Origin of the sequence: Pseudomonas sp. PMCC200344 (assembly GCF_030053095.1) — a bacterium.
Taxonomy (GTDB): Bacteria; Pseudomonadota; Gammaproteobacteria; order Pseudomonadales; family Pseudomonadaceae; genus Aquipseudomonas; species Aquipseudomonas svalbardensis.
Genome location: NZ_CP125618.1, coordinates 5,144,382 through 5,161,058 on the forward strand (window position 1 = coordinate 5,144,382; position 16,677 = coordinate 5,161,058).

Genomic DNA, 16,677 nt, shown 5'->3' on the forward strand with positions numbered 1-16,677 from the left:
GCCCCACCGAGGATGCCTTGCATGTCGTCGCTCGATCACTTTGAAGCCCCGCTGGACGCCGACATGGAGAAACAGCGCGCGGAACTGGCCGCTATCATTCGCCATAACACGGCGGAGGATGGCACTTATGCGACTGCCGTCGGCTCGCTCTTCATGTCTCGCCATAGCAAGTCCCATGAGTTTGCCCCGGTACTGGCGCAACCCGCGCTGTGCATCATGGCGCAGGGCCGTAAAGAGGTCAGGCTGGCCGATGAATACTTCAACTACGATCCGCTGAATTACCTGGTGGTCTCCGTCTCGATGCCATTGAGCGGACGCGTGGTGAACGTCACGTCTGAAGAACCGATCCTCGCGGTGCGGCTGGACATTGATCCGGCAGAAATCACTGCGCTGATTGCCGACGCTGGCCCTCTCGGTGTGCCCACCCGGCCGACGGGACGCGGCTTGTATGTTGAACGGATCGACACCGCGATGCTTGACGCGGTGTTGCGTCTGGCACGTTTGCTGGATGCGCCGAAAGACATCGCCATGCTCGCACCGCTGATTCGCCGGGAGATTCTTTATCGGTTGTTGCGCAGCCAGCAGGGGCATCGGCTGTACGAAATCGCTATCGCCAACAGCCAGAGCCATCGCATCAGCCAGGCGATCAAATGGCTCAACGGCAACTATGAACAGCCGCTGCGCATCGATGATCTCGCGAAGGAAGTGAACTTGAGTGTGTCGACGTTGCATCACCGGTTCAAGGCGATGACGGCGATGAGTCCGCTGCAGTATCAGAAGCAACTGCGTCTGCAAGAAGCGCGGCGGTTGATGCTGGCGGAAGGGCTGGAAGCTTCGGCAGCGGGGTATCGAGTGGGGTATGAAAGCCCTTCGCAATTCAGCCGAGAGTACAGCCGGTTGTTCGGGGCGCCGCCGTTGCGGGATTTGGCGCGGTTGCGGTTGACGGTTTGAGGTTGTGTGTTGATCTCAAGAGCCACCCCTCACCCCAGCCCTCTCCCCACGGGGGAGAGGGGGAAAGGGAGCCGATCTTCATACTTTTCAAAGCCTGAGTTCGACTCGAAATTTCAGGTCGATGTCACTCGAAAGAACACCTCGGTCGACCCCCTCTGCCCCTTGGGGAGAGGGCTGGGGTGAGGGGCCGATCCAACGGCAGAAACCCAATTTAGGCGCCGAGTACGCGGCACGCCTCAGCCGGAAGGGTCACCGACACCGGGTTGCCAATGCTCAACCCAAACCCCTGACACGGCGTACTCAACGCTGTAAACGACACCCCGGAACACTCCACAGTCGTCTCAATCGTCGCGCCAATATCACGCACAAACGTCACCTTACCGAGCAACCGATTCCCCGCCGTCGCCTGTGGATGCGACAGTTGCAGGTCCTCAGGGCGAATCAGCATTTTGACTTTCTCACCCACCACGATGCTGCTGCAGATCGGCACTTCCAGCGCATCGCCACCCGGCAGCCCGATCTTGCCGTTGCCCAGTGCCGTGGCCGGGAAGATGTTGCCCGAGCCGATAAAGTCCGCGACAAATTCATTGGCCGGGTGACGATAAATCTCAATCGGCGTGCCCACCTGCTGCACGCGATGCTCACCCAATACCACGACGATATCCGCCATGGTCATGGCTTCACGCTGGTCGTGGGTCACCATGATGGTGGTGATGTTCAAGCGTTGTTGCAGCTGACGGATTTCCACCTGCATCGATTCACGCAGCTTGGCGTCCAGCGCCGACAGCGGTTCGTCGAGCAGCAGAATTTTCGGGTGATTGGCAATCGCCCGGGCAATCGCCACGCGCTGACGTTGGCCACCAGAGAGTTTCGACACCGGACGGTCGATCATTTCCTGCAACTGAATCAGTTGCAACAACTCCACCACCCGCGCCTGCTGATCAGCCTTGCTGACCCCACGCAGTTTCAGCGGATAGGCGATGTTCTCCCCCACCGTCATGTGCGGAAACAGCGCCAGCGACTGAAACACCATGCCGAAGTTACGCAAATGCGCAGGCGTATGGCCGATGTCTTCACCGTCCAGGCGAATCTCTCCGCCGCTCAGGGTTTCAAGCCCAGCGATCATTCGCAGCAACGTGGTTTTGCCGCAGCCCGAAGGGCCGAGAAAACACACCAGTTTGCCCTCAGGCAAATGCAGGTTTACATCTTTTACCGCGCAGGCCGAGCCGTAATGTTTCTCGACGTTTTCCAGAATCAGACCAGTCATGTTGCACCTCAAGAATCAGAACGAAACGCCACCTTCACCGACTAACTTCTCCAACGCCCAGATCAGGACGAAGTCGATCAGCACGATCAGCACGGCAAACGAGAAAACGGTTGGGTCGAGCGATGACACGGTGCGGCTGTACATCCAGATCGGCACGGTCATGACGTCGATGGTGTAGAGGAAGTAGGTCACGGTGAATTCGTTGAACGAGACGATGAACGCCAGCAGCATCCCCGCCAGAATCCCCGACTTCATCAGCGGCACCACCACATCGATAATCGCCCGGGTCGGTGAAGCGCCAAGCATCTGCGCGGCTTCTTCGACTTCGCTGCCGATGGAGAGCATCGCGGCGGTGCAGTTTTTCACCACGAACGGTAACGCCAGGATCACGTGGGCAATCACCAGCCGCGACGTAGTGATTTGAAAGGGCAGGCTGTCAAACACCAGCAATAACGCCAGCCCCAACACCACCATCGGAAACACCAACGGCAACGACATCAGTTGCAGCGCCACGGCTTTGCCGCGGAACTCACAACGGGTCAGGGCATAAGCCGCCGGCACCGCGACAATCGTCGCAAACACCATGGTCAGGCACGCCACCATCAAGCTGGTGGTCATGGCTTTGCCGAGGCTCAGCACATCGCTGGAATCCGGCGACACGAAGGTGTTCCAGGCAGCCTTGTACCATTGCAGGCTGTAGCTGCTCGGCGGGAAGTCGAGGTTCGACGCACCGCTGAACGACATCACAATCATGGTCAGGATCGGCAACACCGCCAGCAGCAGGATGAAGCCCGACAGGATGCCGGCAAACTTGCCGGTCTCGCCGGGCAGCAGCCCATAACGTTTCTTGATCACAGAGCTCATTGCGAAGCCTCCAGCATGCGCCGACGACGGCCAGTGATGTATTCGGACAAGGTCATGATCGCGAGCGTGGTGACAATCAACACCACACCGGCAGCAGACGCTGCGGGCCAGTTCATCAGCGGGGCGATCTGGTCATGCACCATCACGGCCAGCATCGGCACGCGTCGGCCACCGAGCAGCAATGGCACCACGAAGCTGCTGGCGTTGTAAGCGAATACCAACGTCGCACCCGTGATGATCCCCGGCATGCTCATCGGCAGCACCACCTGACGGAAAACCTGCAAACGACTGGCGCCCAGCGTTGCGGCAGCTTCTTCGTAGGTACGGGCGACGCCACGCATGGCGCTGGCAATCGGCAGCACGGCCAACGGGAATGCGGTTTGTACCAAGCCCATCAGTACGCCGTTCTGGTTGTACAGAAACATGATTGGTCGCTTGATCAGGCCCAGGCCCATCAGCGCCTGGTTGAGCATCCCGCCAGGTCCCAGAATCACCAGCCAGCCGTAGCTTTGCAGCAACAGGTTGACCAGCAATGGCAACAGCACCGCGGCGAGGAAGATCCGGCGCACAAACGGTGAGGTCAGCCGCGACATGGTGTAGGCCACCGGGATCGCCAGCACGACCGCAATCACCGCGCTGATCAGCGCCAGACGCAGGGTTAGCAGCAAGGATTTGAGGTAATACGGTTCCAGCAGTTGGGCGTAACTGGCCAGGCTGAACCCGGTCCATTCCGCGCCCTTGGTGCCCACGCTCATGCGCAGTACCAAGAGGCTGGCGGCAATCAATACGCCCAGAAACAGCATCGACGGTGAGAGGAAAATCCAGGCACGCGTCGTCGGCGAAACACCCCGATTGACGCGCACTGGAGCGGCGGCGACCGGATGAGTCAGAGGTTGGTGTTCCATAGCAAGGGTCTCGTCAATGGAAAGCAGCTGAGCGAGCACAGGCCTCGAAATCACATTGGCCCTTGTGGGAGCGAGCCTGCTCGCAATAGCGATTTGTCAGTCGACATCAATGCTGAATGTCAGTCCGCAATCGCGAGCAGGCTCCCTCCCACAGGGGATCTATAGAGTTTTCAGGACCTGTGTTCGTCACTCGATCAGGAAGAAAAGATTTCCGTGTAACGACGAATCCATTGGTCATGCACGGAGGCCAGGAAGGCGTTGTCGTGCATGATCGCCTTCTCGGCAATCTGCTCAGGCGTGAGGATGTACGGGCTCTTGCGCGCTTCGGCGGAGATGATCGCCTTGGCGTTGACCGGACCGTTGTAGATGTCCTCAGCCATCTTGCCCTGCACCAGTGGGTCCAGAGAGTGGTTGATGAAGGCGTAGACCAGGTCGGTGTCGCCCGGACGATTCTTCGGCATCACAGAGAGCATCAGGTCGGTGTAGAAACCTTCCTTCATGCCGAAGGTGGCGCCCAGACCGTAAGCCGGATCGCGGATCTGTTTCGGGAAGAATGCCGGTGCGTACAAGCCACCCATGTCCAGCGAGCCGGTACGGAACAGTTCGGCGATCTGGTTCGGGTTTTCGCCCAGGGTCACTACGCGATCTTTCAGCTCGGCGAGCTTCTTGAAGCCCGGTTCGATGTTGTGTTCGTCACCACCGGCCAGTTTGGCGGCGATGATGATCAGGTCCATCGCTTCGGTCCAGTTCGGCGGCGGCAGGAAGATGTTCGGCGACAGCTCGGCGTCCCACAGGGCCGCGTAACTGTCCGGCGCTTCCTTGATGGTGCGGGTGCTGTAGACGAGGCTGTTGCACCACAGCAGGTAACCGATGCCGTGACCGTTGGCGCCGGTGCGGTATTTCTCCGGTACATCGACCAGGTTGGGAATGCGGTTGAGGTCGGGTTTTTCCAGCAGGTTGGCCGCGGCCAGACCTTCGGCGCCGACGCCGGCCAGGGTGATGATGTCGTACTGCGGACGATCACCAGCGGCCTTGAGTTTGGCGACCATTTCCGAGGTGCTGCCAGTGCGGTCAGCGATGACCTTGCAGCCGTACTTGTCTTCGAAGGTTGCCGCGATGTTGCGCAGTGCGGCGAGACCGGTGTCATCCGACCAGGTCAGCAAACGCAGGGTCTTGCCCTGGAAGCGTGTGTCGCTGGCATTGGCCTTGACGAAGGGCAAACTCATGGCCGCCGCGGCTACGGACGCCACGCCCACGGTTTTAATGAATTGACGTCTGTTTAAATCATGCTCGCCCATGAAGGACTCCCTTTGTTTTTGTAAGTATGAGGTTGGTCGCAACCGTTGCATCCGCGCGCCAAGATCAGCACCAAACCCCCGGTTTCAAAGGGTTTGAGTTGAGCCGACCGCTTCATCCTGAGGTCGTGCAAAACACCTGACTATCGATAAAAACTCATTGAAGCCATGACGCCAGCGCATGCCTCATCGCGAGGCATGCGCTGACCCTTTTCGAGCCGTCAGACCGCTCGAATCACGTGTTTTATTTCCTGGAAAGCCTGCAAGCCCCACGGCCCCAATTCGCGGCCGATGCTGCTCTGTTTGTAGCCACCCCAAGCGGCCTGCGGGAAGATCACTTGCGGCGCGTTGATCCACACAAGCCCCGCCTGCAAGGCGTTGGCGACCCGATCTGCAACTTCAGCGTCGCGAGTGACGACGCTGGCCACCAGACCGAACTGGGTGTCGTTGGCCAGGGCAATCGCCTCGGCTTCGCAGGCAAAACTGCGCACGCAGATCACTGGTCCGAAGATCTCTTCACACCACAGCGCACTGTCGAGGGGCACTTCAGTGAAAATCGTCGGCTGCAAAAAATAGCCGCGCGACAGGTCTGCTGGACGATTGCCGCCGCAAACCAGCTTGGCGCCAGCACTCAAACCACGATCGATGTGACCGAGCACGCGCTGGTACTGCGCCTGATTGACCAGTGCGCCCATTTCCACGTTCGGGTCGAACGGGTCGGCTACACGAATGGCTTCGGCGCGGGCCTTCAAACGGATGAGGAATTCATCGGCCAGTTCATCAGCGACCAGCACACGGCTGGTGGCGGAACACATCTGCCCGGCATTGAAGAAACCACCGCCACAGGCCACTTCCACGGCCAGTTCAATGTCGGCGTCTTTGAGCACCAACAGCGAGGATTTACCGCCCAGTTCCAGGCTCACGCCCTTCACGGTTTCAGCTGCACGTTGCATCACCTGGACGCCGACCGCGTTGCTACCGGTGAAGGAAATCTTGGCGATGCGCGGGTCGGCCGACAGCGGCGCGCCGACTGCCAGGCCAGTGCCGCAGACCAGGTTGAACACGCCCTTGGGCAGGCCGGCCTCGGCGATGATCGCTGCCAGTTCCAGTTCCGGCAGCGGTGTCACTTCGGAAGGCTTGAGCACCACGCAGCAACCCGCGGCCAAAGCCGGGGCGAGTTTCCAGGCGGTGGTGACCATCGGGAAGTTCCACGGCACGATCAGGCCGACAACACCTGCGGGTTCACGACGCAGACGAGCGCTGAAGTCGTCGGTTGGCAGCTCCACATTGCTGTCTTGCTTGGCATCGAGCCCTTCGGCCAGACCGGCGTAGTACTCGAAGGTGGCGATCACGTCGTCGACGTCGATGGCCGCTTCAAACAGCGGCTTGCCGTTGTTGCTCGACTGCAAGTGCATCAACTGTTCGCGACCGGCCTGCACACCCGCAGCGATTCGGCGCAGGATCGCGCCGCGCTCGGCGCCGGTGGTTTTCGACCAATCCTTGAAGGCGTCGGTCGCCGCAGTGACGGCTTGATCGACAGCACGTTCATCGCAGCCATTCACGGTGGTCAACAGGGCTTCGGTCGCCGGGTTGATCACGCGTAAATGTTCGGTGCCGGCCGACCATTGGCCATCAATGAACAGGCCGTCCAGTGTCGTTGGGAAAGTCATGCGGAAAGTCATTTCGACACCGCCTTCATCCACTGCGTCTGATCGATTTCAATCAGGGTCGGGCCCTGGCGATCGGCGGCGGCGCGCAGTGCGTTGCGCAGTTGCTCGACACCGTTGATGGCTTCGGCTGCACAGCCCAGCGCCTTGGCGACACCGATGAAGTCCGGGGTGTAGATGTCTACGCCAACCGGCTCGATGGCGCGGTTGACCATGTACTTCTTGATCTCTTCGTAGCCCTGGTTATTCCACAGCAGGACGATCACCGGGGTGCGCGCTTCAACGGCGCTGGCCAGTTCCGGCAAGGTAAATTGCAGGCCGCCGTCGCCGATCAGGCACACCACTGGCGGCCGGGCACCATTTTCAACGGTGCCGCCGAGCCAGGCGCCGATGGCTGCCGGCAAGGCGTAACCGAGGGTGCCGTAACCGGTGGACGAGTTGAACCAGCGACGCGGGCGTTCCGGGTTGAACGTCAGGTTGCCGGTGTACACCGGTTGGGTCGAATCGCCGACGAAGACTGCGTTTGGCAGTTCGTGCAAGACGGTTTCCAGGAAACGAGTCTGGGCCAAGGTCGGAGCGTCCCAGGTGGCGGCCAGTTCGTCGCGCAAGCGTGCGGCACGCACTTGGCCCCAATCGTTACGGCGCTCGGCGAGCGACTTGTGCGACAGCGCACTCAGCAAGGCCTGGGCGGCGTTGCGCGAGTCGGCCACCAACGCGACCTTCGGCGGGTAGTTGCGCACGGTCTGGTCGGGGTCGATGTCCACACGTAGCAGCACGCCAGAAATCTCGAAGCCGCCAGCGAAGGTGACGTCGTAATCGGTCTCGGCCAGTTCGGTGCCGATCGCCAACACCACGTCAGCTTCAGCCACCAAAGCACGAGTCGCGACCAGGCTTTGGGTCGAGCCGATCAGCAACGGATGGTTGGATTCGAGCATGCCTTTGGCATTGATGGTCAGGGCCACCGGGGCGTCCAGCAGCTCGGCCAGTTCAGTCAACTCGGCGGCGGCTTCGATCGCACCGCCACCGGCGAGAATCAACGGGCGCTTGGCACCGGCCAGCAGCGCGGTCATGCGGCTGATTGCACTCGGCGAGGCACCGGCGCGGTCGATGTTCACCGGGACGCTGGCGAGCAGGTCATCGGCCTCTTCGACCAATACGTCCAACGGAATTTCGATATGCACCGGACGCGGACGGCCGGCCTGGAACAGCGCAAAGGCACGCGCCAGGACGCCCGGCAATTCAGCCGCCGACATCAAGGTGTGGGAGAACGCCGCCACACCACCGACCAATGCGCTCTGGTTCGGCAACTCGTGCAGCTTGCCGCGACCGCCGCCCAACTGGCTGCGCGATTGCACGCTGGAGATCACCAGCATCGGGATCGAGTCGGCGTAGGCCTGGCCCATGGCGGTGGTGATGTTGGTCATGCCAGGGCCGGTGATGATGAAGCACACACCCGGTTTGCCGCTGGTGCGAGCGTAACCGTCGGCCATGAAACCGGCGCCCTGTTCGTGACGCGGAGTGACGTGGTTGATGCTCGAACGGGCCAGCCCGCGATACAGCTCCACGGTGTGAACCCCGGGAATGCCGAACACCTGCTCAACCCCGTAATCTTCGAGTAACTTGACCAATACTTCGCCGCACGTCGCCATGTCTTTGCCCTTCTTGTTCGTTTGAGACGCCGGACCTGCGCAGTGTTTATGATGCGTTGGCAGTCCAGGGATGGCCTCATTGGAACGGGCGACACGTAGCCGCAACAATGGATAAAAAGTCATACTAGCCATGTCCTCACGTCATACCTTGGATCCCAATGAAACGATTGCCTCCCCTGCCGGCGCTGCACACTTTTCTGATTACCGCGCAGTGCTGCAACTTCACCCGTGCTGCCGAACAGCTGTACATCACCCAAGGTGCGGTGAGTCGGCAGATCGCCGGGCTGGAAGAACATCTGGGTTATGAACTGTTCATTCGCCAGGCCCGAGGCCTTGGTTTGACGGCCGAAGGACGGGAATGGCTGCCACGGGTCCAGCAGATTTTCGGCTTGATCGACGAAGCCGTGGAACAGATCGGCGAGAAGCGCGAAACCCTGCAACTCAAGGCCCCGACGTGTGTCATGCGCTGGCTGTTGCCACGGCTGTTGCACTGGCAACGGGAGCGCCCGGATGTGCCGGTGGAATTGACCACCACGGTCAAGCACGGTGTGGATTTTCATCGCGAGCAGTTCGATGCAGCGGTGATGTACGGCGCACCGCCGGACAGTTCATTGGTGTCTCAACATCTGTTTGATGAACAACTGACGCCGGTCTGTTCCAAGCCGTTGCTCGAAGGTCCGGTGCCGCTGCTGAGGCCGGAGGATCTGGAGCAGCACATGCTGCTGCACCCGACCCGGGATGAACGGGACTGGAAGGCCTGGCTGGCCACCGCGGATATTCGCTTGAGCAATGTCGGCAAGGGTCAGCATTTCGAAACGCTGGACCTGGCGATGTCGATGGCGTCCCAAGGGACAGGCGTGGCGATCGGGGATTGGTCGTTGATTGGCGATGATTTGAGTGCCGGGCGGCTGGTCATGCCATTTGACTTGAAGGTGAAGACGGGGTTGGCGTATTACCTGGTTTTCCCGGAAAAACCCGGGCCTTCGCCGAAGTTGCGTGAGTTGATGGGGTGGTTGGTGGAGCAGGCTCAGGCGCGCTAACTGATCGTACCCTTGCGCTGAATTGCACCCATAGCAGCTGGCGCAGCCTGCGTTCGGCTGCGCAGCAGTCGTAAAACCATCCACCGCGGTGTGTCAGAAAAACTGTGGATATCGGTTTACGACTGCTGCGCAGCCGAACGCAGGCTGCGCCAGCTGCTACAGGTTTGTGGTGTTACGAGGATCAGTAGCCGACAGTAAACCGCTGCCGAGAATACTTCGGCACTTCCACTTCATCCAGCATCGCAATCGCATAATCGGCAAAAGTGATCCAGCTACGCCCTTCGCTACTCACCAGCAAATCATCTTTGCCGATCCGAAACGTCCCCGTGCGCTCACCTTCGACAAACTCTGCCGACGGCGAAAGAAAGGTCCAGTCCAGATCGCTTTCCTCACGCAGGTTCCCAAGAAACAAAGCGCCGGCACCCGCCTCGGCTTTGTATTCCTCCGGGAAGCCCTTGCTGTCGATCACCTGAGTGCCGTCCGGCAACAACAACGAACCCGCACCGCCCACCACCAACAGACGTTTTACGCCGGCCTTCTGAACCGGCTCGATGACGGCGCTGGCAGGAAGGGTCGCGAAGTGCGCAGCACTGATCACCACGTCATGACCCGCGACTGCCGCTTGCAAGGCCTCGGCGTCGAGGGCATCAACATTTTTGCTGACCACACCGGCACGCTGGCCGATCTTCGAGGTGTCGCGGGCGATGGCAGTGACGCTGTGACCACGGCGCAGGGCTTCTTCCAACAGTTGGCTACCGGCACGACCGGTGGCACCAATGATTGCGATCTTGCTCATGACGTTCTCCAGTGTGGATCAGTGTGAGTGGGCGAATCGGGTTACCACTTCATCTCGCCCTTGGCGACTTTGGCGCTCAGTTCCAGGGAGCTTTCTTCACCCAGCTTCGGGTAGCGTTTTTTCATCGCGGCGATCAGCGCGGCAGCGTCCTTTGCCTTGGCGGTTTCTTCGTCGAAGGCCTTGATGTAATCGGCGGTGAACTGCACGGCGGCCAGGGAGCGAGCGCTCTCACCGAGGTAATGACCCGGCACGATGGTTTTCGGTTTCAGGGTTTCGATGGCATGCAGCGTGGTCAGCCAATCGGCGTGGGACTGCGGCGTCTGGGTGTCGGCCATCCACACGTGGATGTTTTCCGCGACGACGACGCCACCGACCACGGCCTTGATTGACGGAATCCAGACAAAGGTGCGATCCGGTTGCTTGCCGTCCAGCCCCACCACCTGCAGTTTCTGCCCTTCGAGCATCAAGCTGTCGCCCTTGAGTACATCCGGCACGATGGTTTTGGCTGGCACGTCGGCGCCCATTTTCGGCCCCCAGAACGCCAGTTTGCCGTCGACGGTTTTCTGGATGTGATCCACGGTCGGCTGCGAGGCGAGCACTTTGGCATTGGGGAATGCGGCGGTCAGGGTGTCGAGGCCGAAGTAGTAATCCGGATCACCGTGGCTGATGTAGATGGTGGTCAATTGCTTGCCGCTGGCGCGGATCTTTTCGACCACTTGCTCGGCCTGGGATTTGCCAAATTGTGCATCCACCAAAATCGCGTCTTTCTGGCCGCTGACCAACACCGAGGTCACCGGGAAGATCGCCTTGTCGCCCGGGTTGTAGACATCCAGGGTCAGGCTCGATGCTGCCGCGGCATGGGCGGCGAAACCGAGGGTGGCGGTGGCCAGCAAAATACGTTTAAGCGAGGTGAAGCCGATCATCTGTTGCTCCGTTGTCCGAATGCCGTGCTTGGCGATGGGACAGAGCTTAGTTGCATGACTCAGTACAAAAAATGCGATGCTGGGACATAGTTTGTTTCTGAAAGCGGGCAAATCATGGATCGTCTACAAGCAATGCGGGTGTTCGTCACGGTGGTTGACCTCGGCAGCCAGTCGGCCGCCGCCGATCACCTGGACCTGTCACGGCCAGTGGTTTCGCGCTATCTGGCGGAGCTGGAGGATTGGGTCGGCGCACGCCTGATGCACCGCACCACGCGCAAGCTGAGCCTGACCGCCGCCGGCAGTGAAATCCTGCCTCGATGCCGGCAGATGCTCGACCTCTCCACGGACATGCAAGCCGCCGTCAGCGAACCGGACGAGGCACCGCGCGGCGTGTTGCGCATCAGCGTCAGCACCTCGTTTGGTCAGGCACAACTGGCGGATGCCATGGCTGCTTACGTCAAACGTTATCCCGGCGTCAGCATCGACCTGCAGATGCTCGACCGCACGGTGAACCTGGTGGATGAACGCATCGATCTGGCGATCCGCACCAGCAACGACCTGGACCCGAACCTGATCGCGCGACGGCTGACGGTCTGCCGCTCGGTGATCTGCGCCTCCCCCGCTTATCTGCTCGAACACCCGACGCCGCTGCGGGTCGAGGATCTGAGCCAGCACAATTGCCTGACCCACTCCTACTTCGGCAAAAGCCTCTGGCATTTCGAGGAGGACGGCGAGCAGGTGTCAGTGCCGGTGCAGGGCAACATCAGCGCCAACGAAGCCAGCACGTTATTGCGCGCGGCGATGGCCGGCGCCGGGGTGGCGATGCTCCCCAGTTATCAGGCCGGCGTGCATGTCCACAGCGGCGAACTGATCCGCCTGCTGCCCCACGCTGAACCCCGACAAATGAACATTTACGCGGTGTATGCCTCACGCAAACACATGCCGGCGGCGTTGCGCAGCATGCTGGATTTTCTGGTGCTCAGATTTCCGGAAGAGCCGGAGTGGGATATCGGCCTGTAACCGAATCAAAAAAATGTGGGAGCGAGCCTGCTCGCGAAAGCGGTCGATCATCCAACAATGATTTCGACTGACCCACCGCATTCGCGAGCAGGCTCGCTCCCACAGGGGTTCATCAGTGTTCTGAATGTCGGGGTACATGCGTAAGCCGCGTTGCTGGCAACTCACTGGCACTGACCTATGCTGAAACTAGTACCGAAGGGTATTCGTTCAGAGGTCAACGCCATGAACATCAAAACAAGAAGATACCTCGCGATTTTCATCACCTGCGCGGCCACGCTCGCGCTGTATGGCACCGCGGCCTGGCGCGTCGAGCAATTGCGACAAATGCCCCGTGAATACGCGAGCTGCAACTTCGAGCGCTGCATTCCCCACAATGCGACCCTCAACGCCCTCAAGTAACGAAGGGGATCAGGCCTCGTTGTCCTGATCGGCCTTCAAACGGTCACGAAATGCCTTGGGCGAGATCCCCACTCGACGCCGGAACAGGCGCGTGAAGTTGGTCGGATCAGAGAACCCCAACACGTCGGACATCTCATAAATGGTCATGCTGGTGTAGGTCAGCAAGCGCTTGGCCTCCAGCAATTGACGTTCGTGCATGATCTGCAACGCCGGTTGTCCCGCCAGCTCACGGCAGGTGCCGTTGAGGTGGGACACGGAAATCCCCAGCCGATGGGCCAGGTCTTCGACCTTGACGTGTTGGCGATAGGTCTCTTCCACCAGTTGGATAAAACCGTTCAGATATTCCCGGGCACGCTGCGGACGCTGGCTGGCGTTGCGGCGGGAAATTACCTGGCGGCTGACCCACACCATGATCACGCTGACCAGCGAATGCATGAGCATTTCGCGAGCCGGCTGGTGGCCGGTGTATTCGTCTTGCAGCGCTGAAAACAGGCTATTTAGGTAGTCGCCTTCCTTGCCCGCCGGATAACTTTCGGCCTGGGCCAGGGCGTTCACCGAGTTGCCCAGTTGCGCCTGAAGATGGGCGACCAGCGGCGCGGCAAGAGTAACCACAAACCCTTCGACGTCCTCGGAAAACCGGAAACCGTGAACGGACAGCGGTGGCAGGATCTGGATCGCCGGCTCGATCAATTGCGTACGCTTGCCTTCGATTTCAAGCTCTGCCTGACCTTTGAATACGAAGAGCAGCTGACACAAATCGGCGTGGCGGTGGGGTTTGATTTCCCATTGGTGTTCGCGGCTGCGTTTGGAAATGGTTTCACAGTGCAGCAAGTCCGGGGTCGGCCAATCCAGGCTTTCACCGTAGAGCTTGAACACTGGAATCGAAGGTAGGTCAGGCTTGTTCATCACTTCAATCCAGGCCTCGGGGGTAGGCGGGCGATAATCGCACCGATTGGCAGAATGTACAGGTATCGGCTCAGTTTTCCCCTTCAATTGACAGACTCGCGAGAGAAAAATGCAAGCACTCGATCCATAAAAATTATTCACCGGCCTTGGTCGCGTGAAGCTTGCGAGTCATAAAAACAATGAAAGCGCTGAAAACGCAAATCGCCATCATCGGCGCCGGTCCGTCCGGTTTATTGCTCGGCCAGTTGCTGCACAATGCCGGCATCGACACCCTCATTCTCGAACGCCAGACGCCGGACTATGTGCTCGGACGAATCCGTGCCGGTGTCCTCGAACAAGGCATGGTAGAGCTGTTGCGCCAGGCCGGGGTGGGGCAGCGCATGGACGCCGAAGGGCTGGTCCACACAGGCTTCGAACTGGCCCTCGACGCACGCCGCGTACACATCGATCTGCAAGCCCTGACCGATGGCAAAACGGTGATGATTTATGGCCAGACCGAGGTCACCCGCGACCTGATGGCCGCTCGTCGGGAGGCCGGTGCGCAGACGATTTACGAGGCAGGCAACGTCGTTCCTCACGGGATGAAAACCGAAGAGCCGTTCGTGACTTTTGAGAAGGACGGCGAACTGTATCGACTCGATTGCGACTACATCGCCGGGTGCGACGGTTTCCATGGCGTGGCCCGGCAGTCGATTCCTGCCGAGTGCCTGAACGTGTTCGAGCGAGTCTATCCGTTTGGCTGGCTGGGAATTCTTGCCGATACCCCGCCAGTGCACGAAGAGCTGGTTTACGCCCGGCATGAGCGCGGTTTTGCCCTGTGCAGCATGCGTTCGGCCACCCGCACTCGCTATTACCTCCAGGTGCCGGCCGACGAGCACATCGAGAACTGGTCTGATCAGCGCTTCTGGGATGAACTCAAATCCCGTCTGCCTTGCGCGTTGGCAGCGTCGTTGATCACCGGGCCTTCCATCGAAAAAAGCATCGCGCCGTTACGCAGCTTTGTCGTCGAACCGATGCAGTACGGACGGATGTTTTTGGTCGGCGACGCCGCGCACATCGTCCCGCCTACCGGCGCCAAGGGCCTGAACCTGGCGGCCAGCGACGTCAGTACGCTGTTCAACATTCTGCTGAAGGTTTATCGAGAAGGCCGTGTGGATTTGCTGGAGAAATACTCCGAGGTCTGCCTGCGTCGGGTGTGGAAAGCCGAACGGTTTTCCTGGTGGATGACCTCGATGCTGCACCGCTTTGACGATAACGACGCCTTCAGTCAGCGGATTGCCGAGTCGGAACTGGGGTACTTCGTCGACTCCGAGGCCGGTCGAAAAACCATTGCAGAAAATTACGTCGGTCTTCCATACGAGGCTATCGAATAGCCTGCTATCGACTTACACTGGCGAGCATCCCCGCTCGCCTTGCTCCTTGCGGGTCAATCACTGTCCGCAGGTTCTAACCCGTGACCAATCTCAACCAGCCCGAAACGCCAAAACCGGCCATTCGCAGCGTGTTGATCGCCCTGATGCTGGCGATTTTTCTTGGCGCGCTGGACCAGACCATCGTCGCCGTGTCGATGCCGGCCATTTCCGCACAATTCAAGGACGTCAGCCTGCTGGCCTGGGTGATTTCCGGCTACATGGTGGCGATGACGGTGGCCGTGCCGATCTACGGCAAACTGGGCGATCTCTACGGTCGATGCAAGTTGATGCTGTTTGGCATGGGGTTGTTCACGGTTGCTTCGTTTTTCTGCGGCATGGCCCAGAGCATGGAGCAACTGGTGCTGGCGCGAATTCTTCAGGGCATCGGCGCCGGCGGAATGATTTCGGTCAGCCAGGCGATCATCGGCGACATCGTGCCGCCCCGGGAGCGCGGCCGCTATCAAGGCTATTTCAGCAGCATGTACGCAGTGGCCAGCGTGGCCGGCCCCGTACTCGGCGGTTACATGACCGAGTACCTGTCATGGCGCTGGGTATTTTTGATCAACCTGCCGTTGGGCCTCGGTGCCTGGCTGGTGGCCAATCGAACGTTGGTGGGTCTGCCAGTGCCGCAACGCAAACCGATCATCGATTACCTCGGCACGTTGCTGATGATCATCGGCTTGACCGCCTTGCTGCTGGGCATCACCCAGGTCGGCCAGGGCCATTCGTGGCGTAGCGCCGACGTGCTGGGCCTGCTCGGTTGTGCGGTGTTGGTACTGGCGCTGTTGGTCTGGCATGAACGCCGGACGCGGGAGCCGCTGCTGCCAATGCATTTGTTCGCCAATCGCAATGCGATCCTGTGCTGGTGCACGATCTTCTTCACCAGTTTCCAGGCGATCTCGCTGATTGTGTTGATGCCGCTGCGCTTCCAGAGCGTTACCGGCGCTGGGGCCGACAGCGCCGCGCTGCACCTGTTGCCGCTAGCGATGGGCTTGCCGGTCGGCGCGTATTTCGCCGGCCGCCGGACTTCAGTGACCGGGCGCTACAAACCCATGATCCTGACGGGCGCCGTGCTCATGCCGATTTCGATACTCGGTATGGCGTTCAGTCCTCCCCAGGCCTTTGTGCTCAGTAGTCTGTTTATGTTGCTCAGCGGGATCGCTAGCGGCATGCAGTTCCCGACTTCCCTGGTCGGAACGCAGAACGCGGTGGCTCAACGGGACATTGGTGTCGCCACCAGCACTACCAACCTGTTCCGCTCACTGGGCGGTGCGGTGGGTGTGGCCTTGATGTCAGCCCTGCTGCTGGCGTTGTTACAGGACTCAAGTTTTGCCCACCTGGCCGGCTCTTCGATGATTGCCGAGGGCAGTTCCGGAAATGTCTTACTCGATGGTTTGAACGCCGCGCCGGGGGATGCGCAGAACGCCTTGCGTGCCGAACTGCTGCTGACCTTCCAGAATTTGTTGATGGTCAGCGCGGCGGTGTCGCTGCTAGGGCTGGCGGCGGCGATTGCCATGCCGAACATGGTGTTGCGTGGGCGCGAGGATAAGGTTCGGTAGATAGACCGAAGCGCCTGCATTCGC

Annotated in this window: 15 protein-coding genes; 6 read left to right on the forward strand and 9 right to left on the reverse strand. The window is 60.1% G+C overall.

The features are described from left to right. Nucleotides 1-21 precede the first annotated feature (21 nt). Nucleotides 22-951: an AraC family transcriptional regulator gene (locus QFW87_RS23515; RefSeq protein WP_149628398.1), complete on the forward strand. Its 930-nt coding sequence runs from the start codon at nucleotides 22-24 to the stop codon at nucleotides 949-951. A gap of 211 nt (nucleotides 952-1,162) precedes the next feature. On the opposite strand, the gene QFW87_RS23520 is transcribed toward QFW87_RS23515, so the two are convergent. The 6 genes from QFW87_RS23520 to QFW87_RS23545 form a co-directional block, all read right to left on the reverse strand. Beyond that, nucleotides 1,163-2,218 (reverse strand): ABC transporter ATP-binding protein, encoded by a 1,056-nt coding sequence (locus QFW87_RS23520; protein WP_283181490.1) that lies wholly within the window; start codon nucleotides 2,216-2,218, stop codon nucleotides 1,163-1,165. 15 nt (nucleotides 2,219-2,233) lie between these two features. After that, entirely contained in the window at nucleotides 2,234-3,082 is an 849-nt protein-coding gene (locus QFW87_RS23525; RefSeq protein ID WP_283181491.1) for an ABC transporter permease, read from the reverse strand. Further along, nucleotides 3,079-3,987: an ABC transporter permease gene (locus QFW87_RS23530; protein ID WP_283188998.1), complete on the reverse strand. Its 909-nt coding sequence runs from the start codon at nucleotides 3,985-3,987 to the stop codon at nucleotides 3,079-3,081. Before QFW87_RS23530 ends, QFW87_RS23525 begins: the two co-directional genes overlap by 4 nt. A gap of 194 nt (nucleotides 3,988-4,181) precedes the next feature. Further along, on the reverse strand, nucleotides 4,182-5,285 hold the full coding sequence (locus QFW87_RS23535) for an extracellular solute-binding protein (RefSeq protein ID WP_131063254.1): 1,104 nt from the start codon (nucleotides 5,283-5,285) through the stop codon (nucleotides 4,182-4,184). A 218-nt stretch (nucleotides 5,286-5,503) separates the two neighbouring features. Then, entirely contained in the window at nucleotides 5,504-6,952 is a 1,449-nt protein-coding gene (locus tag QFW87_RS23540) for an aldehyde dehydrogenase family protein (protein ID WP_283188999.1), read from the reverse strand. Nucleotides 6,953-6,960: 8 nt separating this feature from the next. After that, nucleotides 6,961-8,598: a 5-guanidino-2-oxopentanoate decarboxylase gene (locus QFW87_RS23545; RefSeq protein ID WP_283189000.1), complete on the reverse strand. Its 1,638-nt coding sequence runs from the start codon at nucleotides 8,596-8,598 to the stop codon at nucleotides 6,961-6,963. 158 nt (nucleotides 8,599-8,756) lie between these two features. Between QFW87_RS23545 and QFW87_RS23550 the strand changes: the two genes are divergently transcribed. Further along, nucleotides 8,757-9,638, forward strand: coding sequence for a LysR substrate-binding domain-containing protein (locus QFW87_RS23550; RefSeq protein ID WP_283189001.1), 882 nt, complete (start codon nucleotides 8,757-8,759; stop codon nucleotides 9,636-9,638). 181 nt (nucleotides 9,639-9,819) lie between these two features. Here the strand turns inward: QFW87_RS23550 and QFW87_RS23555 are convergent, their stop codons facing one another. Then, the gene (locus QFW87_RS23555) at nucleotides 9,820-10,434 is read right to left on the reverse strand and encodes an NAD(P)-dependent oxidoreductase (RefSeq protein WP_283189002.1); all 615 of its coding nucleotides are present in this window, start codon (nucleotides 10,432-10,434) and stop codon (nucleotides 9,820-9,822) included. Nucleotides 10,435-10,475: 41 nt separating this feature from the next. Continuing rightward, nucleotides 10,476-11,357, reverse strand: coding sequence for an MBL fold metallo-hydrolase (locus tag QFW87_RS23560; RefSeq protein ID WP_283189003.1), 882 nt, complete (start codon nucleotides 11,355-11,357; stop codon nucleotides 10,476-10,478). A 114-nt stretch (nucleotides 11,358-11,471) separates the two neighbouring features. On the opposite strand from QFW87_RS23560, the gene QFW87_RS23565 reads away from it, so the two are divergent. Further along, complete coding sequence (locus QFW87_RS23565) at nucleotides 11,472-12,377, forward strand: LysR family transcriptional regulator (RefSeq protein ID WP_283189004.1); 906 nt, start codon at nucleotides 11,472-11,474, stop codon at nucleotides 12,375-12,377. A 222-nt stretch (nucleotides 12,378-12,599) separates the two neighbouring features. Further along, on the forward strand, nucleotides 12,600-12,776 hold the full coding sequence (locus tag QFW87_RS23570) for a hypothetical protein (protein ID WP_283189005.1): 177 nt from the start codon (nucleotides 12,600-12,602) through the stop codon (nucleotides 12,774-12,776). A 9-nt stretch (nucleotides 12,777-12,785) separates the two neighbouring features. On the opposite strand, the gene QFW87_RS23575 is transcribed toward QFW87_RS23570, so the two are convergent. Continuing rightward, the gene (locus QFW87_RS23575) at nucleotides 12,786-13,682 is read right to left on the reverse strand and encodes a helix-turn-helix domain-containing protein (protein ID WP_283189006.1); all 897 of its coding nucleotides are present in this window, start codon (nucleotides 13,680-13,682) and stop codon (nucleotides 12,786-12,788) included. A 179-nt stretch (nucleotides 13,683-13,861) separates the two neighbouring features. On the opposite strand from QFW87_RS23575, the gene pobA reads away from it, so the two are divergent. Then, entirely contained in the window at nucleotides 13,862-15,055 is a 1,194-nt protein-coding gene (gene pobA, locus QFW87_RS23580) for a 4-hydroxybenzoate 3-monooxygenase (RefSeq protein ID WP_283189007.1), read from the forward strand. Between the two features lie 80 nt (nucleotides 15,056-15,135). Then, nucleotides 15,136-16,653, forward strand: a complete 1,518-nt coding sequence (locus QFW87_RS23585; RefSeq protein WP_283189008.1) for an MDR family MFS transporter — start codon at nucleotides 15,136-15,138, stop codon at nucleotides 16,651-16,653. The last annotated feature ends 24 nt before the right edge of the window (nucleotides 16,654-16,677 follow it).

Bases quoted from the DNA above. Each gene is read 5' to 3' on its own strand.
- QFW87_RS23515 (WP_149628398.1), top strand. From the start codon at position 22: ATGTCGTCGCTCGATCACTTTGAAGCCCCGCTGGACGCCGACATGGAG.
- QFW87_RS23520 (WP_283181490.1), bottom strand. From the start codon at position 2,218: ATGACTGGTCTGATTCTGGAAAACGTCGAGAAACATTACGGCTCGGCC.
- QFW87_RS23525 (WP_283181491.1), bottom strand. From the start codon at position 3,082: ATGAGCTCTGTGATCAAGAAACGTTATGGGCTGCTGCCCGGCGAGACC.
- QFW87_RS23530 (WP_283188998.1), bottom strand. From the start codon at position 3,987: ATGGAACACCAACCTCTGACTCATCCGGTCGCCGCCGCTCCAGTGCGC.
- QFW87_RS23535 (WP_131063254.1), bottom strand. From the start codon at position 5,285: ATGGGCGAGCATGATTTAAACAGACGTCAATTCATTAAAACCGTGGGC.
- QFW87_RS23540 (WP_283188999.1), bottom strand. From the start codon at position 6,952: ATGACTTTCCCAACGACACTGGACGGCCTGTTCATTGATGGCCAATGG.
- QFW87_RS23545 (WP_283189000.1), bottom strand. From the start codon at position 8,598: ATGGCGACGTGCGGCGAAGTATTGGTCAAGTTACTCGAAGATTACGGG.
- QFW87_RS23550 (WP_283189001.1), top strand. From the start codon at position 8,757: ATGAAACGATTGCCTCCCCTGCCGGCGCTGCACACTTTTCTGATTACC.
- QFW87_RS23555 (WP_283189002.1), bottom strand. From the start codon at position 10,434: ATGAGCAAGATCGCAATCATTGGTGCCACCGGTCGTGCCGGTAGCCAA.
- QFW87_RS23560 (WP_283189003.1), bottom strand. From the start codon at position 11,357: ATGATCGGCTTCACCTCGCTTAAACGTATTTTGCTGGCCACCGCCACC.
- QFW87_RS23565 (WP_283189004.1), top strand. From the start codon at position 11,472: ATGGATCGTCTACAAGCAATGCGGGTGTTCGTCACGGTGGTTGACCTC.
- QFW87_RS23570 (WP_283189005.1), top strand. From the start codon at position 12,600: ATGAACATCAAAACAAGAAGATACCTCGCGATTTTCATCACCTGCGCG.
- QFW87_RS23575 (WP_283189006.1), bottom strand. From the start codon at position 13,682: ATGAACAAGCCTGACCTACCTTCGATTCCAGTGTTCAAGCTCTACGGT.
- pobA (WP_283189007.1), top strand. From the start codon at position 13,862: ATGAAAGCGCTGAAAACGCAAATCGCCATCATCGGCGCCGGTCCGTCC.